Source organism: Janthinobacterium sp. Ant5-2-1, assembly GCF_001445815.1.
In the GTDB taxonomy this organism is placed as follows: Bacteria; Pseudomonadota; Gammaproteobacteria; order Burkholderiales; family Burkholderiaceae_D; genus Janthinobacterium; species Janthinobacterium lividum_E.
This window is the reverse complement of sequence record NZ_LNCE01000057.1, coordinates 24,377-46,827: the sequence shown is the minus strand read 5'-3', so window position 1 is coordinate 46,827 and position 22,451 is coordinate 24,377. Positions and strand designations below refer to the sequence as shown.

Genomic DNA, 22,451 nt, shown 5'->3' with positions numbered 1-22,451 from the left:
TGTGGCCGAGACGCGCAACTGTGCTAGAGCACAGTGAGCATCGCAGGCCGCAAATTGCGACGCGCAGTAGGTTTTTAGGTGTTGTTAGAACTCTTCCCACTCGCCGCTGTTGTCCGCGGCAGGCTTGGCTGGACGCGGCTTTGCAGCCGCGACAGGTGCAGCGGCGGCGCGGGTTGGCGCCAGGCGCAGCGCCGGGCGTTTCAAGGCCGTGCTGGCGGCGGCAACGACAGGCTTGCGCAAGGCAGGCTTGGCGGCAGGACCGCTATGGTTGGCATCGAGCTTGAAGATGCTGACCATTTCGGCCAGCGCCGCCGCCTGCTCCTGCATGGCTTCCGACGCTGCTGCCGCTTCTTCCACCAGGGCCGCATTCTGTTGCGTCACGGTATCCATTTCCGCCACGGCTTGATTGATCTGGCCGATGCCCAGTTCCTGCTCGCGGCCGGCGGCGCTGATTTCGCCCATGATGTCCGTCACGCGGCGGATGCTGGACACGATCTCGTCCATCGTCGTACCCGTCTGGCTGACCAGCTCGCTGCCGGCGCCCACGTTCTGTACCGATGCTTCGATCAGCAGCTTGATGTCCTTGGCGGCGCTGGCCGAGCGGTGCGCCAGGTTGCGCACTTCCGTGGCGACGACGGCGAAACCACGGCCCTGTTCGCCCGCGCGTGCCGCTTCCACGGCTGCATTCAGCGCCAGGATGTTGGTCTGGAAGGCGATGCCATCGATCACGCCGATAATGTCGGCAATCTTTTTCGACGATTCGCTGATGGTGCCCATGGTGTCGACCACTTGCGCCACCAGCGCGCCACCTTTCACCGCCACGTCCGAGGCCGACACAGCCAGCTGGTTGGCCTGGCGCGCATTGTCGGAATTCTGCTTGACGGTCGAGGTCAGCTCTTCCAGCGACGAGGCCGTTTCTTCCAGGCTCGACGCTTGCTGCTCCGTGCGGCTGGACAGATCCAGATTGCCCGAAGCGATTTCATTGCTGGCCGTGGCGATGGCGCCGCTGCCGTCGCGCACGCCGCGCACGGTGGTCGACAGGCGTTCCTGCATTTTCTGCAAGCCCGTCAGCAAGGCGCCCATTTCGTCGTTGCGCGTAATGACGATGTCATTGGCCAGGTTGCCGTCGGAAATGGCGCCGAAATGGCGCAGGGCCTGGTCCAACGGGCCGAAGATGGCGCGCAGCAGCAAAATGCTCGAGATAATGGTCAGCAAGGCGCCGACTATCATGCCGCCGATGGCCATGGCCACCTGAGTACGGTAGCTGGACTGGCTGGTCGCATACATCGCGGCGGCCGAAGTGGCCTGGTATTGTGTCAATGTTTCGGCGGCCTGGTCCAGGGTGCGATACAACGGCGTCAGTCCCGTCATCATCAAACCGTCCGCTTGCGCGACATTGCCTTCACGCAAAGCCTTGCTCATGACCAGCAAGCCATTGCTCATGTAATCGCTGCGCTTCTTGTCCATGTCGTCGGACAAGCGCTTTTCATCCGCACTTTGCGGCAAAGCCAGGTACACCTTCCAGGACTTGTTGGATGCCTCCATGAATTGTTCGGCACGGGCAAGGATATCCTTGGCGTCGGCCGCATCAGGATGCACCATCACGCGGTCCATCGTGAACCGGGCGCGGCCCAGCAGAATCTGCGATTCGCCGATCGCTTGCGTCGATGCCAGCTGATTGCTGTAGACCTCGTTGAGGCTGTTGTTGGCCGATTTCAGGCTGATGATATTCATGACGCCCAGCACGGCGATCAGCAAGCCCAGCACACTCATGGTGGCAATCAGGCGCATTTTTATTGTTATATTCGACAGCATGCAATTTTCCTTGGTAGGGGCGCAACCATGCCGCTGCTTACCGATTGGAATACAGCAAGCGCCAGATGGGCGGGTCACGTGAATTGTTCAGGACAGAGCGATACGGCGTGTGCGGCAGCAGGGGGGAAGGCGGCCCGCGCATATCGTCAGGAGTGAAAGACAGATCAACAGGGTTGAGGTTTTCCGTACTTTTATTTCCTGACTGCAAGATACAGGGAAAGATTACTAGTAGCAACATCCAGCATGGATTTTCACGCTTTGTAACAAATAGATGATGTTTTTTGCGCAGAACTGGCATTCCGCAATCGTGCGCGGTCGCGTGGGAATGCAGTTATGTTAAGAGACGATTTCTGCAATCGAGCATGCTCAGCATTTGCCAGCCACCGTCCGGCGTCGCCTTTTACGGCACCTGTTTCACGTCATCGACATACATGCCGCCACCGCCCGGTTCCACCCACTGGCCCTGCTTCTTGCCGTTTACATAGTTGCCCTGCCATTGCACCACACCGTCGATGCGGCGTTCGCTGGGGCCGTTCAAGCGGTCTTTCACAAACGTGTCATAACCGGTGAAACTGTGCATGTCCACTTCGCGCCATTCGTCCACGCCCGGGCTCACTTCCCAGCGGCCCGTGCGCTGGCCACGCTGCATCATGCCCGTCGTCGTTTCATCGCCGCTTTCATACGTCCACGGCCCTTCGGCCTTGTCATCGACAAAGGCGCCGAACGAGCGGATGGTGTTCGGCTCCTCGTAGTGCCACTGCCCCGTGCGCTTGCCCTGTGCATACTGGCCACGGGCATACACGCTGCCCACGCAGCAATTCACGTCGTACTCGATGAATAGTCCATCCTGGCTGGCGGCAAAGCGCTGCGGCTGCGTTTCCCATGTGATCCACTTGATGTGATAGCTGGGTGCGCGGTTCCCTTTCCAGCCCTTGCCCAGCAGATACGTGACCGTGAGGAAATGGCCATCCTTTTCCACGAAGGTTTTTTTATAGGCAAACGCCGGCGCATCGGCCGGCTTGCCGGGCAATAAATCGCCATCGATATTGAAATAGCCGACCAGCTTGCCATGGCCATGCTCAATGGCGTCGAACTCGGCCACACCCGTGGGTGCGTAGGCTATGCTGTAGTCGATCTGCGGCACATGGGCCAGCGCCGTGCGCACCTGCGCCTCATCCATGGTTTTCGCGCCGCGCTCGACGGTGCTGGCGGTGGCCATCGGTTTACCCTCGTAGAACCGCGCCGCCTGCGCTGGCGCCAAGTTGCCCAGCGCCAGCAGCGCCGCCATCGTGCTCATCCAAAATGCTTGCCGCATGCCCACTCCACTGCCTGAAAACCGCCATTATGCATGGCTGCTCAGGCAAGACCGGACACACGAGGACGCCGGCCGAACAGGGGCCGTTGCACCGTCTGCGCCAGCAGCACGCCCAGCAGCGAGATGCCGCCGCCGACCAGGTGGTACACATGCATGCTTTCGTGCAACCAGACGATGGCCAGCAGGGCCGTCAGCAGGGGCAGCAGGTTAACGTAGATGCTGCAGCGGTTCGGCCCCAGCAGTTTGACGCCTTCGATCCACAGGTAGGACAGCACGATGGACGAGCCGATGCCCGCATAACCGATCAAGGGCAAGGTGGTGGCGTCCAGCCTGGCGCTGCCGGGCGGCAAGAGGAGGAAGAACGGCAGCATGCACGCCAGGGCCGCCAACGCCTGGCAATAAATAGCTTGCCAAGCGGGAACAGACAGACGCCAGCGGCGCAGCAGCACGCCGTACAGGGCGAAGCTCAGGGAAGCGAGCAGCATCAGCGCGTCGCCCGCGTGCACGCCCTGATGCAGCAAGGCCAGCACGTCGCCGCGCCCCACCAGGTACAGCAGGCCGCCAAACGACAGCACGCCGCCGGCCGCCATGCCGACCGTCAGGCGTTCGCCCAGCAGCAGCACGCTGAGCAGGGCCGTCATCAGGGGTGCCAGCGCCGTAACGATAGCCATATTCGTCGCCGTGGTGCTTTCCGCGGCGCGGTAGGACAAACTCTGGAACAAGGCCATCGACATCAGGCCGCACAGGGCCAGTTGCCACCAGTGGCGGCGGATGGCGGCGCGGTTGCGCCACAGGGGGCGGGCGATAAACGGCGTCATCACCAGCAAGACCAGCACCAGGCGGTAAAAAGTGATGGCCGTGGGGGCAATGCTGGACGCAGCCAGCTTGGACACGACGACGTTGCCGGCCCACAGCAACATGGCCAGAAACGGATACAGATAGGCGCGCACAGGCATGCGAGGCTCCATAAATAATTGCGGGTATTCATCATGCCGCAGGCGCGCCGCGCCTTCTCGCGCTAAGATGTCCGAACCTATCGCAAAACTGACCTTATTTGATGGATTGTTCCTCTCCCGCCTTTCAGGAATTGCTGCCCGTCACGGCGCGCGCCATGGCGCTGGCCGTTGACTATGCGCACGGCCACGTGATTTCCGCGCACCGCCACACGCATGCGCAATTGCTGTATGCCATCGAGGGTGTGATGACCATCGAGGCACAGGGCGGGCGCTGGGTAGTACCGCCCACGCGCGGCGTGTGGCTGCAGCCCGGCATCGCGCACAAGGTGCGCATGAGCGGCGCGGTGAAAATGCGCACGGTGTTCGTCAACTGCGCCAATTCGCCATTGCTGCCTGGCCACAGCTGCGTGCTCGACATCAGTCCCCTGCTGCGGCAATTGATCGTGGCGGCCGTCGACATCGCGCCCGATTTCTCGGAAGGCAGCCGCGACTGGCATCTGCTGCAATTGCTGTTGCACGAACTCGACAGCTTGCCCGTGCTGCCCCTGTATCTGCCATTACCTACCGATGCGCGCCTGCGCGGCATTTGCGCGCGGCTGATGGAACAGCCGGGCGAACAGCAGACGGTGGCGCACTGGGCACAGGAACTGTGCATCACCGAGCGCAGTCTGCACCGATTATTCCAGAAACAGACGGGCATGCGCTTTGGCCAGTGGCGCCAGCAGGCGCGATTGCTGCGGGCGCTGGAACAATTGGCGCAAGGCATCAAGGTCATCGACGTGGCCATGGACAACGGCTACACGAGCCAAAGCGCGTTTACCGCCATGTTCAAAAAACATTTCGGCACCACGCCGACCGCGTTTTACCAGGCCAAAGTCATTGCGGCGTAAAAAAAATGCTGCTATGCATCAATAATCATGGGCGATTGGGAGCAGGCTTGTTATCATCGCAAGCCTTATCGCACCGCGCCCATCCTGGCAACGGTGTTGACCTCATCTTCTCACCACCATGACACAGAATTTTTTCCAGACATTTATCCTGCTCTTGCTCGTCACTGACCCGTTCGGCAACGTTTCCCTGTTCGTCAATGCCCTGAAACGGGTGCCCATCGAGCGGCGCTGGAAAGTCGTGGTGCGCGAGTGCATGATCGCCTTCGGCATCTTGCTGCTGTTTATGTTCTTCGGCCGCCATTTCCTGAATGCCTTGCAATTGTCGGAAGTGGCGCTGCGCATCGGCGGCGGCGTGATCCTGTTCCTGATCGCCATGCGCATGGTGTTTCCACAGCCAAACGCGGGCAATAGCGACCACGAGATGGGCGGCGAACCGTTCATCGTGCCGCTGGCCATCCCCGCGCTGGCCGGCCCGTCCGCGCTGGCGACCGTGCTGCTGTTTTCCTCGCATGAAATGAACGAAGTCATCGCCCACGTGGCAGGGCTGACGGCCGTGGCCGTCGTCTGGCTGGCCGTCTTCCTGTGCGCCGAACGCTTGCAGCGTGCGCTCGGTCCAAGGGTCATGACGGCGTTTGAACGCCTGATGGGCTTGATCCTGACGGCGATGGCCATTGAAATGCTGCTGGCCGGCATACGCGCATTCCTGAAATCCGTTTAACATCAGCATTCATCCACCGAAGGAGTCCAGCATGAGCCGTTGCGCCCACATTTGCCTGATGGCCGATTACAACCAGTGGATGAATGCCAAGGTCTACGCGGCGGCGGCCAGCTTGCCGCCCGGCGAGCTGGAGCGCGAGCGGGGCGCCTTTTTCGGCTCCCTGCTGGCCACCTTGAATCACGTGATGGTGGGCGACACCCTGTGGCTGCAGCGCTATGCGAAACATCCGGCCGGCTTCCCCCTGCTCGACCCCATCCGCGCCATCACGCCGCCCGCTTCGCTCACGCACCCGCTGTTCGCGCCCGACGATTTTGCCGCCATGCATGCGCACCGGCAATGGCTGGATCAGCTCATCGTCGACTGGGCCGCCTCCATCCGCGAAGAAGACCTGGACCACCTGCTCGACTACCGCAACAGCAAGGGGCCGAACCGGCGCGAGTTTTTCAGCCTGCTCATGCATTTCTTTAACCACCAGACCCATCACCGGGGCCAGGCCAGCACCCTGCTGTCACAAGCGGGTGTGGATATCGGCGACACGGATTTACTGTTTCGCATCCCCAACCATATTGCCGACTGACGACGGGCGGTACAGCCACGCTTTCCCGGCAATCGCCGCCAGCGCCAGCATACCCAGCAGCGCGCCGCACGCCAGCGCCCCCTGCATGCCGTAGTGCGCAATGGCCATGCCGCCGGCCAGCGCGCCCACCGTCACGCCCAGGTTGATGGCGGCGATATACACGCCGATGGCAAAGGCCGGCGCCTCGCGCGCTTCGCTGCTGAGCCACACTTGCGTGACGATCAGCCCGCTCGTGTGCGCCGCGCCCCAGAACAGCAACAGCACCGCCATGGGCGCCCAGCCGATACCGCTGCCCGCATAGCGGTACAGCAAGCAGTACGCCAGGCCCAGCAGCACGGGCTGCAACAACACCGTGCGCAGCACGTGTGTGCCCAGCTGGCGCCCGGCAAACAGATTGCCGGCCACGCCACCGATACCAAACACCACCAGCGCCAGCCCCGTCTGGCGCGCCGACAAGCCCGCTTCCTGCTGCAGATACGCGGCCGCGTACGCATACACGGCAAACATGGCCGCAAAGACGAGCACGGCAGCGGCAATGGTGAACCACAGGGCGGGTTTGCGCAGCACGGCCAGCTGGCGCCCGTAGGCCATCGGCGCTTCCTGCGGCGTGTCCGGCAAGAACACATATAAACCAAGCGCGGCCAGCGCGTTGACGAGGGCGCAGGCAAGGAACGATGCCTCGTAGCCATACTGTGCGGCAATCCACGTCGTCAGCGGAATGCCCAGCACCATGCCCATGCTGGTGCCCGTAAATGCATGCGCGCCGGCCCGCGCCGCATCCTGTGGCGGATACAGCGCGGCGGCGGCCACCATCGCCAGCGAGAAATACACGGGGTGGAACAGGGCCGGCACGATGCGCAGCACCAGCAGCAGCTCGAAGCGGGGGGCATACGCCGACACCACGCTGGCCAGCGCGAACACGAGCAGGGAAACGATCAACACGCGCTTGCGGCGCCAGCGCGTGGCCAGCAGCACGAGAAAGGAGCCGCCCACGGCGATCACGAGGGCGAACAGGCTCACCAATGAGCCCGCCTGCGCGGCCGTCACCGCGTAGCGCTGCATGATCATCGGCAAGATGCCGACGACGCCAAACTCGATGCAATACACGCCGAACAGGCCCAGCGCGAGGAAGACGATCGGGTGCGGGCGCGTCATTCCAGTTCCTTCGCGCCATACACTGCCTGGCACAGTTCCGTCACGAACAGCCCCGCCATGCCTTCCAGTGCCGTATTCGTGAACGCCACCACAGACAGCTCTTGCGCCGGGTCGACAAACCACGAATGGCCATACGTGCCGCCCATGCGCCAGCTGCCCACGGACTCCGGCGTGGCGGCGGCAAGCGGGTCCGTCAACACGGTAAAGCCGAGGCCAAAGCCGCGGCCCGGCCAGAACGGCAAGTCGAAGTCACCGGTCTGGCTCGTGCCCATCTGGCGTGCCAGCTCTGGTGGCAACAGCGGCGCGCCGTCCTGGCGCAGGGTTTCCAGCAAGCGCATGAAGTCGGGGGCCGAACCGACCATGCCAGCGCCGCCCGATGGATACGCTTGCGCATCGCGGGCGCGCGCCGGTGACAGGGTAAAACCTGCCATGCCATCGAGAAACGGCAGATGGTCTTCGCCCTCATCGCGCAAGCGGCGCGGCTGGGATTCTTCCGCTGCGCGGTCCGCATACGCGACGGCCAGGCGCGCCGGGTCGGCAGCCACAAAACCCGTGTCGCGCATGGCCAGCGGCACAGTCACCAGGTATTCCACGGCGTGCGCCAGCGGCATGCCGGCCGCCTGTTCGATGACGGCGCCCAGCACGTCGGTGGCGATCGAGTATGCCCAGCGCTCGCCGGGCGCATACGCGAGCGGCACCGTAGCCAGGCGGCGCAGGTTGTCCTCCAGGGAAATGCGGGACGCATCCATGCCGTCGGACACCCCGGCCTGCGCATACGCGCCGCCCGGCGACTGGAAGAAGCCATAGTCGAGCCCGGCCGTATGCGTAAGCAAGTGGCGCACGGTGATGGCCGCCACCGTACCGTCCGGCTGACGCGGCGCAAAATACGGCAACCAGCGCGTCACCAGGTCGTCCAGGCCCAGCCGGCCCTGCCCCACCAGCACCAGCGCGGCCGTCGAGACGATGGGCTTGCTGACGGACGCCAGGCGGAACAGGGCGTCCTCAACCATGGGCGTGCCCGCCTCGCGGTCCAGGTAGCCGGCCGCGCGGCGGTACACGTCCTTGCCGCGCTGGCGTACCAGCACGACGGCGCCCGCCAGGCGCTGCTGCTGCAAAACGGCGTCCAGCAAGGGATCGATGCGGGCGGACAGGGCCGCGGGAGAGAAGTTGTACATCATGGCGTAGCCTTTCAAATGATCAGGCTGCCAAGGTAAGGCAGGTGCGACAAAAGAAAAACAGGCTATAGTTTCTGTCTGTGCGGACGTTGGCATCCGCAATCAAAGGTAAAAAATGGATAACCTGGCGGGATTCACGGCCTTCGTGCAGGCGGCCGAAACGCGCAGTTTTGTGGCGGCGGGCCGCGGGCTCGGCATTTCCGCCTCGGCTGTGGGCAAGAGCATCGCGCGGCTGGAAGAGCGCCTCGGCGTGCGCCTGTTTCACCGCAGCACGCGCAGCATCGCGCTCACCAGCGAAGGCACCGTGTTCCTGGAACGCTGCCGGCGCATCCTGGGCGAGATCGAAGCGGCCGAGCTGGAGTTATCGAACAGCAAGAGCGCGCCGCAAGGCCGGCTGCGCGTCAGCTTGCCGCAGGTGGGCAGCCTGCTCAACCCCGTGCTGGCCGCGTTCGCGCGCGCCTATCCGCTGGTGGAACTCGACCTCGACTTCAGTGACCGCCGGGTAGACGTGATCGAGGAAGGCTATGACGCCGTCGTGCGCGCGGGAGAGAGCGCCGACAGCCGTTTGATGAGCCGCCAGCTGGGCCAGTTCCAGCTGCAGCTGGTGGCCGCGCCCGCCTACCTGGCGCAGCACGGCACGCCAGTGCTTCCCGCCGATCTGGCGCAGCACACTTGCCTGCTGTACAAATTTCCCAGCAGCGGCAAGGTCGAGGCCTGGCCCCTGCCCGAATGGCCTGCCCTGCACGCGACCGGCTTGCCGTCCCTGCTCCACTGCAACAATGTCGACACCTTGCTGCACTTTGCCGAAAGCGGCCTGGGCATCGCCGCCCTGCCCGACTTTGCCGTGCGCGCCGCGCTGGCCGAGGGCCGCTTGCAGAGCTTGCTAGAGGGCCACCGCCAGCACGACGGTGCCTTCCGCATCCTGTGGCCCAGCAGCCGCCACCTGACGCCAAAACTGCGCGCCTTCATCGATTTCCTCGCCACCCACGTATTTCCGAAAAGCTGAGCCCGCATCCGGCGCCGCGCTCGTTGTTTCCACACGACAACTTAGTTAAGTTGCTACCAGTTTTTCAGCTTTTCACGGACTTGATACAAGTTTTTGTATTGCAGTGCGGAATTTTGAGGAACAATTACAGGCTGGCCGCCGCTACGTATAAACCCGTAGCCCCGGTATGTCCGATGTTTTCCCTCACTTCCGCAACACGAAAGCAATCATGTCACTCTCACAATTCAAAATCGGCACCCGGCTCGGGATCGGGTTTGCTGTCGTTCTCGGCCTGCTGGTCGCCGTCTTGCTCGTCGGCTTGTATTCCATGGGGCAACTGAGCGCACGCACGCACGATATCGTGGCCGACAAGAACGTCAAAATGGCGGCCGCCAATACCATGAGCGACAACGTACGCAACATTACCTTGGCGATCACGAGCATTGTGGTGGCGCCGACGGAAGCGCTGGTGCAGGCGGAACTGGCGAAAATTGGCGAAGCGCGCAAGAAATACGGCGCCGCCAAGGAAACCTTGCAAAAGAAAATCTCGACGGACAAGGAAACGGCGTTGATGGCCGAGCTGGACGCTGCCTTGAAAGCGGGCGCGCCGCTGAACAACAAGGTCATCGAGCTGCGCAATGCGGGCCAGACGGAAGAAGCCATTGCATTCCTGACACAGCAGGCGGCGCCGAGCCTGAAACGCGTGCTGGGCGCGCTCGACAGCCTGGTCGCGTATGAAGGTGAACAGGCGGCGCAGGCGGCAACGGACGCCGAAACGCTGAGCGGCAGCGCGCGCGCGTCCATGCTTGCCCTGGGCAGCGTAGCCGTGCTGCTGGGCGCTTTTGTTGCCTGGATCATCACGCGCTCGATCACGCAGCCCATCAATGCAGCCGTCAGCGTGGCCGAAACCGTGGCCTCGGGCGACTTGTCGTCGCACATCGTCGTCAATTCCAGCGATGAAACGGGCCGCCTGCTGGGCGCCCTGAAAGCCATGAACACCAGCCTCCTGGGCGTGGTGGCGCAAGTGCGCAACGGTACGGATGCGATCTCCACGGCATCGAGCGAAATTGCCGCCGGCAACCTCGACCTGTCGTCCCGCACGGAAGAGCAAGCCAGCTCGCTGGAAGAGACGGCGTCGGCCATGGAAGAGCTGACCTCGACCGTGAAGCAGAACGCGGACAATGCGCGCCAGGCGAACCAGCTGGCAAAAAGCGCGTCCGAAGTGGCCGTGCGCGGCGGCAGCATCGTCTCGCAAGTGGTCGATACCATGGGCACCATCAACGCCTCGTCGAAGAAAATCGTCGACATCATCGGCGTCATCGACGGCATCGCCTTCCAGACGAATATCCTGGCCTTGAACGCGGCCGTGGAAGCGGCGCGCGCGGGCGAACAGGGCCGCGGTTTTGCCGTCGTGGCGTCGGAAGTACGCAATCTGGCCCAACGGTCGGCTGGCGCAGCGAAGGAAATCAAGGAATTGATCGCCGCGTCCGTCGCCAACGTGGACACGGGTTCGCGCCTCGTCAATGAAGCGGGCCAGACCATGGGCGACATTGTCGACAGTATCGTGCGCGTCACCGACATCATGGGAGAGATTACCTCCGCCACGCACGAGCAAACCATCGGCATCGAACAGATCAACATGGCCATCGCCCAAATGGATGAAGTGACGCAGCAAAACGCGGCGTTGGTGGAAGAAGCGGCAGCCGCCTCGCAAAGCATGCAGGACCAGGCAGGTGAACTGGCCCACGTGGTGGGCTTCTTTAAAACCGGCAACCATGTCGCCAGCGCACCCAAGCTGGCGCCTGTGCGCATAGCACCGGCAGCGCCCGCCATCGCACGCCCCGCAGCCAAGCCAGCGCCAGTGCGCAAGGCCGTCGCGGCCGCGCCGGCACGCCGCAGCAATGCGGCTGCCGAGAGCGAATGGGAAGAGTTTTAAGGCACGAGCTTTAACACCCAACAGCACCCTCCCCGAGGAAAGCCAGGCAGGAAGTTGCTGCCTGGCTTTTTTTCGTCTGCCAATACCACTTTTTTTGCGGCAAAGGCCGCGCAATAGACAAAAGTGCAAAACGTGCAGCGCGCATACGCTTTACAATCCTCGCTCGCTTTACAAAATATTGGTCATCATGAATCAGGCAGAACAGCAGCGCCTCCTGGCTATCCTGGAGTATTGGCACAAGATCGAATTCTTTATCCCGTTTGACCTGAATCAAATCACGGACGTTGAAGACCAGTCCACCGTGCGTCTCCTGCACCGCGAACAGCTGGCGCAATTGCCGCTGCAGTTCGCCACGCAATGGCAAGTACCGTCCGACCGCGAGATCGATGGCTTCTCATTGTTCCTGGGCGTCTTCGACAAGGCTGAAATCAACAAGGCTTGCCCGCCGGCCAACGGCCCGGAAAACATTGCCGAAACAGAAAAGACGGAACTGCTGGGACGCTCGTGCTTTGCCCGCATCAATCTCAATGCGCTGGGCGAGCCGCAGTTCGATCCCGTTTCCGTGTCGACAGTACCGTGGGCGCTGGGCCGTGCCCGCACGCCGGACTGGTCCAGCCTGAGCCTGGACGCCTTCAGCGACAGCCAGCTGGCGCTGCAGGACAGCCTGCGCAACTTCGCGGCAAGCCGCACGCCACAGCAAGTGACGGACGAGGCCGGCAATGTCTCGTCTCCCCTGTCCGGCATGGAAATGGCGGCCCTGGCCGACTTGCTGCGCGACTGGGCCGGCTTCCACCCGTTGGCCGGCCAGCCGCTGGCCGTGCTGGAATTGCGCACACGCAAGAAACGCGCCGCTGCCGACCCGGCCGATGCGCTTGAGAACAGCCAGAACCGCACGCTGGACTTTGGCGACGTCGCGGAACCGTCGATCGATATCCTCAACAGTTTTTACCTCGATGACCTGGAACAGATCATCCGCGCCTTGCGTGGCGGCAAGCTGCCCGCGACGGTCGCAGCCTACCTGACGCCGCTGGCGCAGGATGAGCGCATCGACCTGTACAGTCCGGCCGGACGCCAGGCGCTGGCCGCCATGCTCAATCCGGGCAATATGAACCGGGGACACTGGCTGGAAGACGCCAGCTACGCCATGAGCTTGATGCAGCAGTTCGCCATCCACGGCGCGCGCACGGGCTTGAGCGAGCGGGGCATCTTTTCCGTCAACGGCCCGCCGGGCACGGGCAAGACGACCTTGTTGCGCGAATTATTCGCCGACAACATCGTGCGCCGCGCCAGCGTGCTGTCTTGCCTGGACCGCGCTGGCGACGCCTTCATCGGCAAGGTAGCCGTGGCCTTCGAAGGCGTGCGCGATCCGATTACCATCGCGCGCTTGCGCCCGGAACTGACGGGCTTTGAAATGGTCGTCGCCTCGTCGAATAACGCGGCGGTGGAAAACATTTCCGGCGACCTGCCAAAACCGAAGCAGCTGGGCAAGGAATGGGCGCGCACGCGCTACTTTGAAAGCGTGGCGCGCCGGGTCGTGGCCGATGGCAATGGCGCCAATCGCGCCTTGGGTGAAGCGGAAGCGCCATGGGGCTTGATGTCTTGTGCACTGGGCAACAGCGCGAACCGCCGCCGCTTCATCAGCAATTTTTATGACGACGACTGGGATAAAAATACGCCGCGCAAGACGCCGAACGCGCAAAATATCCGTCAATGGCTGGCCAGCTACCAGGGCGTCAGCTTCGCCCAGGCGGCGCGCGAATTCCGCGAGACGGAACACGTGGTGGAAAAAGCCCTGGCCGAGCACGCCCAGTACGCGGCCCTGTGGCAAGCCGTGGGCACTTGCACGGAAGCAGACTTCATGCAGGCCAGCCAGCAGGCGCTGATTGCTGCCGAGCAGGAAATGGATGCGGCGAATGGCGCCCTGTCCGGCGCGCTGGCGCAGCAGGACACCCTGCTCGCCAGCAAGAAGGAATTGCTGGAAGAGGAACGCCTGGTGGCGCTGACGCAGCCCGGCTTTTTTGCCCGCCTGTTCCGCACGGCACCGGCGCGCACCTACAAGGATGCCGTCGTCGCCAATGCCGAAGCGCAACGCCAGGCCGCGCGCGATGTCTCCGCCATCAAGCTGCTGCTGAAAGGCGAACTGGAGCCACGCTGCGAACGCGCCCGCAACAGCCTGCACATCGCCCTGCGCACGGCGCAATCGCGCCAGCGCGAATGGGATGACAGCACGGAACTGCTGCGCCGCGCGCGCATGCGCTTTCCCACCATCATCGCGCCAGCGACCCTGGACGAGCTGGACGGCGACGCCCTGCAAATTGACGGCCTGTGGCATGAACCGGCCCTGGCCCGCCTGCGCTCGCGCCTGTTCGCCAAGGCCCTGGCCCTGCATGAAGCGTGGCTGGCGGAAGTGGCAAAGAAAGGCGGTCCCGGCTTTGGCGGCAACTTGCTGGCCGTCTCCAAATTGCTGAAAAACAAGCGGGCCTATGACCAGTCGCACATCGCCATGGTCTGGCACAGCCTGTTCATGGTCGTGCCCGTCGTGTCGACGACGTTTGCCTCGTTCGCGCGCCAGTTCCAGGGCATGGGTCCCGAATCGCTGGGCTGGCTGTTCATCGATGAAGCGGGCCAGGCCGTGCCGCAAGCGGCGCTGGGCAGCCTGTGGCGCGCGAAACGTGCTGTCGTCGTGGGCGACCCGCTGCAGATCGAGCCCGTGTTCACGGTGCCGGGCCGCCTCGTGCAAACCCTGTCGGCCCTGTCGCCGCACACGCAGGATGGCAGTTATGCGCCGACAAGCGTGTCCGTACAGACCCTGGCGGACAAGGCCAACCGCTATGGCGCCGTCGTCGGCGCCGGCAGCGCACAGCCGCTGTGGATAGGGAGCCCCCTGCGCGTGCACCGCCGCTGCGTGGAACCGATGTTTTCGCTGGCCAACAGCATCGCCTACGAAGACAAGATGGTCTACGGGCTGGATGAACGCACGCCGCCGGTCGGCGCGCGGGGACTCACGCGTGGTCCCAGCTGCTGGATCGACGCCGCCGGCCCCGTCAGCTACAAGCAGGTCGTGCCTGTGCAACTCGACTTCGTGCTGGAAGTGCTGCTGAAGCTGTATCGCCGCGACGGCAAGCTGCCCGACATGTATGTGATCACGCCGTTCAAGGCCGTGCGCAACGAATTGCGCTCGCGCATCGTCGACATGGACTGGGACCGCCGCCTCGGCTATGGCAAGGCGCCGACAGCCCGTGAATTGCGCCAGTGGAGCATACAGATGGTGGGCACCGTGCACACCTTCCAGGGCAAGGAACAAAGCGTCGTGATGCTGGTCCTCGGCGCCGACGACAGCACGGCTGGCGCCGCGCAATGGGCGGCGGCCACGCCAAACCTGCTCAACGTGGCCCTGACGCGCGCGCAGCACTATGTGTACGTCGTCGGCAACCCGCTGCTGTGGGGGCAGTTGCCGCACTTTGCACCGGCGTGCGCGCAGTTGCCGCATACGGGGATGCATGAGTTTTTGGTGGAGATGGGTTGACGGCCCCATGACCATGCTTTACGGCGTAGGTCGGATTAGGTCCGCAGGACCGTAATCAGACAATATGGTTGGCGCATGATGTCGGATTACGCGCTTGCGCGCTAATCCGACCTACAGTCCTCGAGCGGAAACACTAAAGTGAACGTCGTGGCGGCCGCATCGGACGCCACGGTCGCGCTGCCGCCATGCAACTGCATGATGGCCGTGACGATGGCCAGGCCCAGGCCTGTGGAAGCGGCCGAGTCGCTGCGGGCCGGGTCAGCGCGGTAGAAGCGCTCGAACAAATGGGGCAAGTGGCGCGCGGGGATGGCGGGGCCGAGGTTGCTCACGCTTAGTTCCACGCCCTCGTTCGTCGCATGCGAACGCAATAAAATTGTGCTGCCTGGCGCCGCGTGGCGAATGGCGTTCGACAGTAAATTACCCAGCGCGCGGCGCAGCAGTTGCGGCTCGGCCGTCACCGTGCCGCTGCCATGGCAAGCCAGCGCCAGCTCGCGCTCTTCGGCCAGTCCCTCAAAGAAATCGGCCAAGCGCAAAAACTCGTCCTGCACGGGCAAGACTTGCTTGACGAGCACCATTTCATCCTGCTGCGCACGCGCCAGAAACAGCATGCTGTCGATCATGCGCGACAGTCGTTCCAGCTCTTCCACATTCGACGACACCAGCTGTTCATACTCGTGCGCGCTGCGCGGGCGGGCCAGCATCACCTGGCTTTGCCCCAGCAGATTGGTGACGGGCGTGCGGAATTCATGCGCCAGGTCGGCGGAAAACTGTGACAGCCGCGCATAGCCTTCCTGCAGCCGCGCCAGCATGGCATTCAAAGCTTGGATCAACGGCAAGAGTTCCGTCGGCGCGCCGCGCGCATCGAGCTGCTGCTCCAGCTTGCCCGGACGCACGAGGGCCGCATGGGCGGCGATATTGCGCAGCGGCCGCAGTCCCCGCAGCAGCATCAGGCTCGCCAGCAGCGCCGCCACCAACGCGCTGACGGCCACCGAGACGACGATTTGCCAGCGGTAGGCGGCAAACATGGCCGTGCGGTCGCCGTAGACCCGGGCAACGGAAATGTCCGCCATCTGCGCCGGGTCGCCGATACGCGCGCTGGCCGCCACCACGCGTGCGGGATAGCCGTCGCGGCTGGTCCAGCTGACGATGTCGCTGTTTGTCACGGGCGCATCGACGGCGACAGGAACAGGATGCGCCACCGTCTCGCCGTTCGGGTTGACATCGATCAAACGCGTGCCATCGGCGCGCACGATGCGCACCAGGGAATTTTCTTGCCCGCTCATGGTGTCGCGGAAATACTGGGGCCGTTCACGGATGATGTCGAGGGTGCCCGCATTACCCAGCAATTGCTGAATCTGCCGCAGTTTACCCAGCAGCAAAATATCGTCGCGACGCTCGATTTCCGCGACAAACGAGCGGTACAAATGCATGCCCAGTCCAGCCGACACGAGCGCCACGATCAGCACGAAGACGAGCGTGACGCGCAGGGTCAGCGAGCGGCGAAGTTGCGCCAGCTTCATGCGGGCGCGCCACTGTCAGCCACGGCAGGCGCGCGTAATTCGCAGACATAGCCCATGCCCCGCAAAGTGTGGATCAGCTTGGGTTCGAACGGATCGTCGAGTTTGCTGCGCAGGCGGCGGATGGCAGCGTCGATGACGTTGGTATCGCTCTCGAAATTGATGTCCCACACTTGCGAGGCGATGATGGAGCGCGACAATACCTCGCCCTGGCGCCGCGCCAATAAATGCAGCAAGCCGAATTCCTTGGCCGTCAGGGCGATGCGCTGGCCTTGCCGGCTGACCTTGCGTTTCATCACGTCGATTTCCATGTCGCCGATGCGGATGACATCGTCTTCGCGCGGCGGCCCGCGCCGCAGCAGGGTGCGGATGCGCGCCACCAGTTCGGCAAAGGCGAACGGTTTGACCAGGTAATCATCGGCGCCCAGTTCCAGCCCTTTCACGCGGTCCTGCACTTCGTCGCGCGCCGTGAGGAAAATCACGGGTACGTCCGCGCCGCCCTCCTGCAGCCGCAGCGCGCGCAAGACTTGCCAGCCGTCCATGATGGGCAGCATCACGTCGAGCACGATGAGATCGGGTGACTCCGTACTTGCCATGTGCAAGCCGTCGCGGCCATTGCGCGCCAGGCTCACCGTAAAGCCGGACTCGGCCAGGCCGCGCAGCAGATAGTCGCCCGTCTTCGGTTCGTCTTCGATTACCAGGATGCGCATGGCCACTTTCTAAAGAGAATATAAAACCATTTTACGCCGCGTGCAGGCCCCTGCGGATGATAAAAATGTCATGCGGCGATCATCTTCTCGTAGGGCAACGCTGGCCATACTGGCGTCACTTTATTCAACGGACAGCCACATGAAAACCCTGTTACTCGGCAGTACCCTGCTGTGCCTGCTGGCCAGTCCAGCCCACGCCCAGCTGCGCAAGGTCGATGACCTCTCGCTGGCGGCGGCCAACAAGCTGGCCGGTGCGGCCATGGCCGCTTGCCAGGCGCAAGGACGGCATATCGTCGTCACCGTACTGGACCGTGGCGGCAATATTGTCGCCGTACAGCGCGCCGATGGCGTAGGGCCGCACAACACGGATGCGAGCCGGCGCAAGGCCTACACAGCCCTGTCCACCAAGAATGATACCCAGGCACTGGCCGTGGCCGCGCGCGGCAATCCCGACATGGCCAATTTGACGACCGTGCCGGAACTGTTGCTACTGGGTGGCGGCCTGCCCTTGCGAACCAAGGGCGAAGTAGTCGGCGCCATCGGCGTGGCCGGTGGTGGCGGCGCCCTGCAAGACAGGGCCTGCGCCCATGCCGCCCTGGCCGCCATCCCCGAACTCGATTCCCCTACCCTTTGAAAGACGCAACGATGACCTACCTGAAAAAAATAAGCGCCGCCCTGGCCTTCGCCAGCCTGTCCAGCATGGCCCTGGCCGCCGCCAATCCCTTGAGCGTGCACATCCTCGACTTGCAGAGCGGGCAACCGACGGCCGGCGTAACGGTCACCCTGGAACAAAAGAACAGTGAAGGCTGGCAACAACTGGGCAGTGGCGTAACGAATGCGCAGGGGCGCATTGCGGCCATGTATCCGGTGGATGCGCCCATGCAGGCGGGCGACTACCGCATCGTGTTCAAGACAGGCGAACACTATGCGCGCCTGAAACAGGAAACCTTCTTCCCGGAAATTCCCGTGCAATTTCACGTGGAAAAGACTGACCAGCACTATCACATTCCCTTGCTGCTCAGCCCTTTCGGCTTTTCCACGTACCGGGGCAATTAACCGTTGCTCAGGCCACCGTCTTCGCCGTCTGCCCGAACAGCACGCTTTTCGCGTCGCCGCTGACGGTCGGCTGCACATTGATCTCCGCCGCGCGGGCATACGCACGCACGGTGGCGGGGCGGGCGGCAATGGCCGCGAACCAACGCGCCAGGTGCGGGAAATCTTCCAGCTTCTGGCGCTGGCGTTCGTGCGGCACGATCCACGGATAGATCGCCATGTCGGCGATGGAGTAGCTGTCGCCGGCCACGAATTCGCGGTCCGCCAGGCGCTTGTTCAGCACGCCGTATAGCCGGTTCGTTTCATTCACGTAGCGCGTGATGGCGTAGTCGATGGATTCGGGCGCATATTGCACGAAATGGTGGTTCTGTCCCGCCATGGGGCCCAGGCCGCCCATTTGCCAGAACAGCCACTGCATGACTTCGGCGCGCCCGCGCACGTCCGCCGGCAGGAATTGCCCGCTTTTCTCGGCCAGGTATTGCAAAATCGCGCCAGACTCGAACAGCGACAGCGGTGCGCCGCCATCTTCCGGCGCCTGGTCGACGATGGCGGGGATGCGGTTGTTCGGCGCGATGGCGAGAAACTCGGGCTTGAATTGCTCACCCTTGCCGATATGCACGGGAATGAGGTTGTAAGGGATGCCCGCTTCTTCCAGGAACATCGTCACTTTGTGCCCGTTGGGCGTGGTCCAGTAATACAGGTCGATCATCGTGGTCTTTCCATGTAGATAAGTAGGGGCAGGCGCACTTGGCATAACTATTGTCGCGCCGCAACTGATATGCATGGATATAATGCCACGTAAGCGAAAAACAAGACGGCGCCCAGGCAGCGCAAGCGCCCACTCTCGCCGCAAGAATTGAACGCCGCCATTCCCGAGAACCATCAACGAAAGCCGACCATGCGCAAACTCCTGATCGTCACGCTGTCCGTCCTGCTGTCAGGCTGTGTCCAGGACTTCGCCATCTACATGTTCGATGGGCAAGACCATTCCCTGATCGTGCGCCGCCAGCAACGTTATTTTTGGCAAGATACCGTGGAAGTGCAGCTGATGGCGACCAATCTGCCGCAATGCCAGCGCCTGCATACCCTGTCGACGGATGCGCCGGCCGACATCACCGTCGAGCTGTTTGCAGCCGGCGATGGCCTGTGGAATATCCGCATGGGCAAGCAGTTGTGGCAGGCGGAAACGAATACCTGCAATGACCTGACGGAAATGGAAAACGACCCGAAAGCCGACCTGGGCCAGCCGATCGGGCAATTCGTGGTCGTCGATGACAAGCTGGAATTCGAACCGGCGCCGCAAGCGGCGGCGCCAGCCCAATAAGTCCTTCGCAAAGACCTTAGCGCGCCGCCAGGCTGCGCAGCGGCTTTTTCGCCGCGGCGCGCGGTGCGCCAGCCGAAGTGGCCGCCAGGCGCGGCGACGTGCCCGATTCCTGCGCCGACAATTTGAAGCGCGCCACCAGTTGCGCCAGCACGGCCGCCTGGTCCTGCATGCTCGACGCCGCCGCAGCAGCCTCTTCCACCAGTGCCGCATTTTGCTGCGTCACGCTATCCATTTCCGTGATCGCCTGGTTGACGTGGCCGATACCCGTGCTTTGCTCGTGCGACGCGGCCGTGATGTCGGCCATGATGTCGGTCACGCGCGAAACGCTGGCCACCACCTGATCCATGGTCGTGCCCGCCTGTGCGACGAGCGTGCTGCCGGCCGCGATGCTGTCGACGGAAGCGCCGATCAGTTCCTTGATTTCCTTGGCCGCGCCCGCCGAGCGCTGCGCCAGGTTGCGCACCTCGGACGCCACGACGGCGAATCCGCGTCCCTGTTCACCGGCGCGCGCCGCTTCCACGGCCGCGTTCAAGGCCAGGATATTCGTCTGGAACGCGATGCCATCGATGACGCCGATGATGTCGACGATCTTGCGCGACGAAGCATTGATCGTATCCATGGTGCCGATCACTTGCGCCACCACGGCACCGCCCTGGCGGGCCACGGCGGAAGCGGACTGCGCCAGTTCATTTGCCTGCACGGCATTGCCCGCGTTTTGCGTCACGGTCGAGGTCAATTCCTCCATCGAGGCGGCCGTTTCTTCCAGCGAGCTGGCTTGCATTTCCGTGCGCGCCGACAAGTCCATATTGCCGCTGGCAATCTCGCTCGATGCCATGGCGATCGTTTCGGCGCTGTGGCGGATTTCGCTGATCGCATCGACCAGGTTGGCCTGCATGGTTTTCATCGCGTACAGCACGCTGTGGCGGTCGTTGGCATGCGTACGCACGACGCCGCTCAAATCGTTATTCGCGATCTTTTCAGCCACGTCGGCCGCATACTCGGGATCGCCGCCCAGCGCATGGCGCAAGCTGCGGTTGATCACGACGACGACGGCGGCCAGCAACGCGCACACGAGCACGAGCACGCCCAGCGAGGTCAGCAGCGACTGGCGGAAGGCCGCGTCGATATCGTCCATGTACACGCCCACCACCAGGGTCCAGGCCCATGGCTTGTAGGCCACCACGCGGCTCATTTTCGGTTCGGGGGTCTTCTGGCCGGGACGTGGGAAATAATAGTGGACGAAGCCCTTGCCCGCATCGCTCTTGCCGACGGTAACGATGTCGCGGTACAAATAGGTGCCGTTGGCATCCTTGAAATCCGACATGTTCTTGCCATCCGTTTGCGGCGCGGCGGGATTCATCACGACAACGGCGTCGAGGTTGATGATGGACAAATAACCGGTCTCGCCGAAACGCATGCTCTTGATGACGGCCGTGGCCTGCTTCTGCGCCTCTTCCTTCGTCAAGGCGCCGCTGGCGGCCAGGTCGCCGAACATCTTGACGGCACCCAGGCCCAGGTCGGCGGCATTGCTCAGGTCGGCGCTACGTTCTTCGATGCGGATCTTGCGCACTTCCAGGGCGTTATAGACAAAAATAACGGTGATGCACAACAGGCTGCAAATCAGGGGAATCCATAACTTCTGCTGGAACGTCAATTTCTTCATGCTGTGTCTCCAACTCTCTATTGTGCGGCGATGGGGCGTGGCCCGCTTCCAGCCCGGCAGGCCAGGAATGCGGCGGCGACGGTGCTCTGGCGGCACCGTTCAGACGACTCCAGCATACGCTCGAACGACCGATATTTACAATGCCGGGAGGCAATGATTTTTGCTTGGTGTTGTTAATGCGTTGCGACAATTAATGAGAATTGATGCTGCATTGCAGTAAAAAAGCATGCAGATAGGGGAGGCAAGGCAGCGGGGGTGGCGTGCCTGTGTCAAAATGCACGCCGGATACAAGATGAATCACGAAAGCACAGCATGACCAAGAATGAAGCCATGAAACGCATCAACGACCGCCTGGGCAAACCCACGCTGACGGACAAGAACACGCATTTTGCCAGCGTCGCCAGCTATGGCACGGACGAAGGCTGGTGGCTGAAGATCCCCTTCCTGACCTTCAAGCAGGAATTACATTTCATTCTCAATAATGAGAAAACGAAAAGCTTCCAGCACCTGAAAATCGGCGCCAACCAGATCCTCAGCCCCGGCATGAAGTTCCGCAGCACGGGCGGCGCGGCCGACGCCTTCATGTCGGCCTCGGCGCCGAAACGCCTGGTCGACTTGCTCGACGGCGGCAGCAAGTACAACTTTACAAAACACTTTATCAACGACTATCGCTACTGATGCGCGGCCGTGCTGCCGTCGGCTGGCGGCAGCCACGCCTTGAGCAAATGCTGGGCGATGTCGAGCGCGTCGTCGCGGCTGGTGCCGAAATGCAGCGGATAGCCCCAGAACTTGCCGAACATCACGGCAAAGGCCTTGCCGGCCAGACGCTTGGCGGCGCTCGGTTCGACCAGCACCATGCCCTGGATATACGCGCGGATGGCCGCCTTGTTCCGCTTCATCCAGAGCGCAGCCCGCTTGCGCTCTTCCTGCGGGTGTTCATGCCCATCCTCGTCAAAGCCTTCCTCGCTGAGAATGACAAACGCCTGGCGGCGCGCCAGCAGCGCGTCAAACTGGGCAAACAGAATATCGGGCTGGACAGGCGCTGCCTCGCGGCGCATCCAGACGAGGGGAAAAGTGGATAAATCAAGCTGCATGGTGATGACTCCTTAGGGGGTTGCCGTTCCTCCTTACCTTCA

The 22,451-nt window shown here is 62.9% G+C and carries 20 protein-coding genes; 10 read left to right on the top strand and 10 right to left on the bottom strand.

Annotated features, from left to right (window positions below; genetic code table 11):
- Window positions 1-84: 84 nt before the first annotated feature.
- The 3 genes from ASN89_RS18960 to ASN89_RS18950 all read right to left on the bottom strand — a co-directional run bounded on the left by ASN89_RS18960 (window position 85) and on the right by ASN89_RS18950 (window position 4,086).
- Window positions 85-1,815, bottom strand: coding sequence for a methyl-accepting chemotaxis protein (locus tag ASN89_RS18960; RefSeq protein ID WP_046683258.1), 1,731 nt, complete (start codon window positions 1,813-1,815; stop codon window positions 85-87).
- Window positions 1,816-2,215: 400 nt separating this feature from the next.
- On the bottom strand, window positions 2,216-3,130 hold the full coding sequence (locus ASN89_RS18955; RefSeq protein WP_058050351.1) for a toxin-antitoxin system YwqK family antitoxin: 915 nt from the start codon (window positions 3,128-3,130) through the stop codon (window positions 2,216-2,218).
- A 41-nt stretch (window positions 3,131-3,171) separates the two neighbouring features.
- On the bottom strand, window positions 3,172-4,086 hold the full coding sequence (locus ASN89_RS18950; RefSeq protein ID WP_046683257.1) for a DMT family transporter: 915 nt from the start codon (window positions 4,084-4,086) through the stop codon (window positions 3,172-3,174).
- Window positions 4,087-4,187: 101 nt separating this feature from the next.
- On the opposite strand from ASN89_RS18950, the gene ASN89_RS18945 reads away from it, so the two are divergent.
- From ASN89_RS18945 to ASN89_RS18935, 3 genes are all read left to right on the top strand, one after another.
- Window positions 4,188-4,976, top strand: coding sequence for an AraC family transcriptional regulator (locus ASN89_RS18945; protein WP_082654649.1), 789 nt, complete (start codon window positions 4,188-4,190; stop codon window positions 4,974-4,976).
- A gap of 118 nt (window positions 4,977-5,094) precedes the next feature.
- Window positions 5,095-5,694 carry a MarC family protein gene (locus tag ASN89_RS18940; RefSeq protein WP_034754361.1) on the top strand — a complete coding sequence of 200 codons (600 nt, stop codon included), beginning with the start codon at window positions 5,095-5,097 and terminating at the stop codon, window positions 5,692-5,694.
- Between the two features lie 31 nt (window positions 5,695-5,725).
- On the top strand, window positions 5,726-6,271 hold the full coding sequence (locus ASN89_RS18935; RefSeq protein WP_058050350.1) for a DinB family protein: 546 nt from the start codon (window positions 5,726-5,728) through the stop codon (window positions 6,269-6,271).
- Here ASN89_RS18935 and ASN89_RS18930 read toward each other — a convergent pair.
- Window positions 6,236-7,426 (bottom strand): MFS transporter, encoded by a 1,191-nt coding sequence (locus ASN89_RS18930; RefSeq protein WP_058050349.1) that lies wholly within the window; start codon window positions 7,424-7,426, stop codon window positions 6,236-6,238. The genes ASN89_RS18935 and ASN89_RS18930 overlap by 36 nt on opposite strands.
- Complete coding sequence (locus ASN89_RS18925) at window positions 7,423-8,604, bottom strand: serine hydrolase domain-containing protein (protein ID WP_200969079.1); 1,182 nt, start codon at window positions 8,602-8,604, stop codon at window positions 7,423-7,425. Before ASN89_RS18925 ends, ASN89_RS18930 begins: the two co-directional genes overlap by 4 nt.
- A gap of 112 nt (window positions 8,605-8,716) precedes the next feature.
- Between ASN89_RS18925 and ASN89_RS18920 the strand changes: the two genes are divergently transcribed.
- The 3 genes from ASN89_RS18920 to ASN89_RS18910 all read left to right on the top strand — a co-directional run bounded on the left by ASN89_RS18920 (window position 8,717) and on the right by ASN89_RS18910 (window position 15,048).
- Window positions 8,717-9,607, top strand: coding sequence for a LysR family transcriptional regulator (locus tag ASN89_RS18920; RefSeq protein ID WP_058050348.1), 891 nt, complete (start codon window positions 8,717-8,719; stop codon window positions 9,605-9,607).
- A gap of 208 nt (window positions 9,608-9,815) precedes the next feature.
- Complete coding sequence (locus tag ASN89_RS18915; protein ID WP_058050347.1) at window positions 9,816-11,522, top strand: methyl-accepting chemotaxis protein; 1,707 nt, start codon at window positions 9,816-9,818, stop codon at window positions 11,520-11,522.
- A gap of 187 nt (window positions 11,523-11,709) precedes the next feature.
- The gene (locus tag ASN89_RS18910; RefSeq protein ID WP_235502012.1) at window positions 11,710-15,048 is read left to right on the top strand and encodes a DEAD/DEAH box helicase; all 3,339 of its coding nucleotides are present in this window, start codon (window positions 11,710-11,712) and stop codon (window positions 15,046-15,048) included.
- Between the two features lie 101 nt (window positions 15,049-15,149).
- Here the strand turns inward: ASN89_RS18910 and ASN89_RS18905 are convergent, their stop codons facing one another.
- A complete protein-coding gene (locus ASN89_RS18905; protein ID WP_058050345.1) occupies window positions 15,150-16,568 on the bottom strand; it encodes a heavy metal sensor histidine kinase in 1,419 nt (472 codons plus the stop codon).
- Window positions 16,565-17,275 (bottom strand): heavy metal response regulator transcription factor, encoded by a 711-nt coding sequence (locus tag ASN89_RS18900; protein ID WP_058050344.1) that lies wholly within the window; start codon window positions 17,273-17,275, stop codon window positions 16,565-16,567. The genes ASN89_RS18905 and ASN89_RS18900 overlap by 4 nt, the downstream gene beginning before the upstream one ends.
- A gap of 139 nt (window positions 17,276-17,414) precedes the next feature.
- Between ASN89_RS18900 and ASN89_RS18895 the strand changes: the two genes are divergently transcribed.
- Both ASN89_RS18895 and uraH read left to right on the top strand, forming a co-directional pair.
- The gene (locus ASN89_RS18895) at window positions 17,415-17,909 is read left to right on the top strand and encodes a GlcG/HbpS family heme-binding protein (RefSeq protein WP_058050343.1); all 495 of its coding nucleotides are present in this window, start codon (window positions 17,415-17,417) and stop codon (window positions 17,907-17,909) included.
- An 11-nt stretch (window positions 17,910-17,920) separates the two neighbouring features.
- Window positions 17,921-18,331, top strand: a complete 411-nt coding sequence (gene uraH, locus ASN89_RS18890; protein ID WP_058050342.1) for a hydroxyisourate hydrolase — start codon at window positions 17,921-17,923, stop codon at window positions 18,329-18,331.
- 7 nt (window positions 18,332-18,338) lie between these two features.
- Here uraH and ASN89_RS18885 read toward each other — a convergent pair whose 3' ends face one another.
- Complete coding sequence (locus ASN89_RS18885; RefSeq protein ID WP_058050341.1) at window positions 18,339-19,037, bottom strand: glutathione binding-like protein; 699 nt, start codon at window positions 19,035-19,037, stop codon at window positions 18,339-18,341.
- Window positions 19,038-19,226: 189 nt separating this feature from the next.
- On the opposite strand from ASN89_RS18885, the gene ASN89_RS18880 reads away from it, so the two are divergent.
- On the top strand, window positions 19,227-19,652 hold the full coding sequence (locus ASN89_RS18880) for a hypothetical protein (protein WP_058050340.1): 426 nt from the start codon (window positions 19,227-19,229) through the stop codon (window positions 19,650-19,652).
- Between the two features lie 16 nt (window positions 19,653-19,668).
- Here ASN89_RS18880 and ASN89_RS18875 read toward each other — a convergent pair whose 3' ends face one another.
- A complete protein-coding gene (locus ASN89_RS18875; RefSeq protein ID WP_058050339.1) occupies window positions 19,669-21,315 on the bottom strand; it encodes a methyl-accepting chemotaxis protein in 1,647 nt (548 codons plus the stop codon).
- 312 nt (window positions 21,316-21,627) lie between these two features.
- Here ASN89_RS18875 and ASN89_RS18870 point away from each other — a divergent pair, with 312 nt between their 5' ends.
- Window positions 21,628-21,993 (top strand): hypothetical protein, encoded by a 366-nt coding sequence (locus ASN89_RS18870; RefSeq protein WP_046683244.1) that lies wholly within the window; start codon window positions 21,628-21,630, stop codon window positions 21,991-21,993.
- Here the strand turns inward: ASN89_RS18870 and ASN89_RS18865 are convergent.
- Window positions 21,987-22,409 carry a hypothetical protein gene (locus ASN89_RS18865; protein WP_058050338.1) on the bottom strand — a complete coding sequence of 141 codons (423 nt, stop codon included), beginning with the start codon at window positions 22,407-22,409 and terminating at the stop codon, window positions 21,987-21,989. The two genes, ASN89_RS18870 and ASN89_RS18865, sit on opposite strands and share 7 nt — an antisense overlap.
- Window positions 22,410-22,451: the final 42 nt, after the last annotated feature.

Excerpts from the sequence above, each read along its gene's own strand:
- ASN89_RS18960 (WP_046683258.1), bottom strand. The coding sequence starts at position 1,815 with ATGCTGTCGAATATAACAATAAAAATGCGCCTGATTGCCACCATGAGT.
- ASN89_RS18955 (WP_058050351.1), bottom strand. The coding sequence starts at position 3,130 with ATGCGGCAAGCATTTTGGATGAGCACGATGGCGGCGCTGCTGGCGCTG.
- ASN89_RS18950 (WP_046683257.1), bottom strand. The coding sequence starts at position 4,086 with ATGCCTGTGCGCGCCTATCTGTATCCGTTTCTGGCCATGTTGCTGTGG.
- ASN89_RS18945 (WP_082654649.1), top strand. The coding sequence starts at position 4,188 with ATGGATTGTTCCTCTCCCGCCTTTCAGGAATTGCTGCCCGTCACGGCG.
- ASN89_RS18940 (WP_034754361.1), top strand. The coding sequence starts at position 5,095 with ATGACACAGAATTTTTTCCAGACATTTATCCTGCTCTTGCTCGTCACT.
- ASN89_RS18935 (WP_058050350.1), top strand. The coding sequence starts at position 5,726 with ATGAGCCGTTGCGCCCACATTTGCCTGATGGCCGATTACAACCAGTGG.
- ASN89_RS18930 (WP_058050349.1), bottom strand. The coding sequence starts at position 7,426 with ATGACGCGCCCGCACCCGATCGTCTTCCTCGCGCTGGGCCTGTTCGGC.
- ASN89_RS18925 (WP_200969079.1), bottom strand. The coding sequence starts at position 8,604 with ATGATGTACAACTTCTCTCCCGCGGCCCTGTCCGCCCGCATCGATCCC.
- ASN89_RS18920 (WP_058050348.1), top strand. The coding sequence starts at position 8,717 with ATGGATAACCTGGCGGGATTCACGGCCTTCGTGCAGGCGGCCGAAACG.
- ASN89_RS18915 (WP_058050347.1), top strand. The coding sequence starts at position 9,816 with ATGTCACTCTCACAATTCAAAATCGGCACCCGGCTCGGGATCGGGTTT.
- ASN89_RS18910 (WP_235502012.1), top strand. The coding sequence starts at position 11,710 with ATGAATCAGGCAGAACAGCAGCGCCTCCTGGCTATCCTGGAGTATTGG.
- ASN89_RS18905 (WP_058050345.1), bottom strand. The coding sequence starts at position 16,568 with ATGAAGCTGGCGCAACTTCGCCGCTCGCTGACCCTGCGCGTCACGCTC.
- ASN89_RS18900 (WP_058050344.1), bottom strand. The coding sequence starts at position 17,275 with ATGCGCATCCTGGTAATCGAAGACGAACCGAAGACGGGCGACTATCTG.
- ASN89_RS18895 (WP_058050343.1), top strand. The coding sequence starts at position 17,415 with ATGAAAACCCTGTTACTCGGCAGTACCCTGCTGTGCCTGCTGGCCAGT.
- uraH (WP_058050342.1), top strand. The coding sequence starts at position 17,921 with ATGACCTACCTGAAAAAAATAAGCGCCGCCCTGGCCTTCGCCAGCCTG.
- ASN89_RS18885 (WP_058050341.1), bottom strand. The coding sequence starts at position 19,037 with ATGATCGACCTGTATTACTGGACCACGCCCAACGGGCACAAAGTGACG.
- ASN89_RS18880 (WP_058050340.1), top strand. The coding sequence starts at position 19,227 with ATGCGCAAACTCCTGATCGTCACGCTGTCCGTCCTGCTGTCAGGCTGT.
- ASN89_RS18875 (WP_058050339.1), bottom strand. The coding sequence starts at position 21,315 with ATGAAGAAATTGACGTTCCAGCAGAAGTTATGGATTCCCCTGATTTGC.
- ASN89_RS18870 (WP_046683244.1), top strand. The coding sequence starts at position 21,628 with ATGACCAAGAATGAAGCCATGAAACGCATCAACGACCGCCTGGGCAAA.
- ASN89_RS18865 (WP_058050338.1), bottom strand. The coding sequence starts at position 22,409 with ATGCAGCTTGATTTATCCACTTTTCCCCTCGTCTGGATGCGCCGCGAG.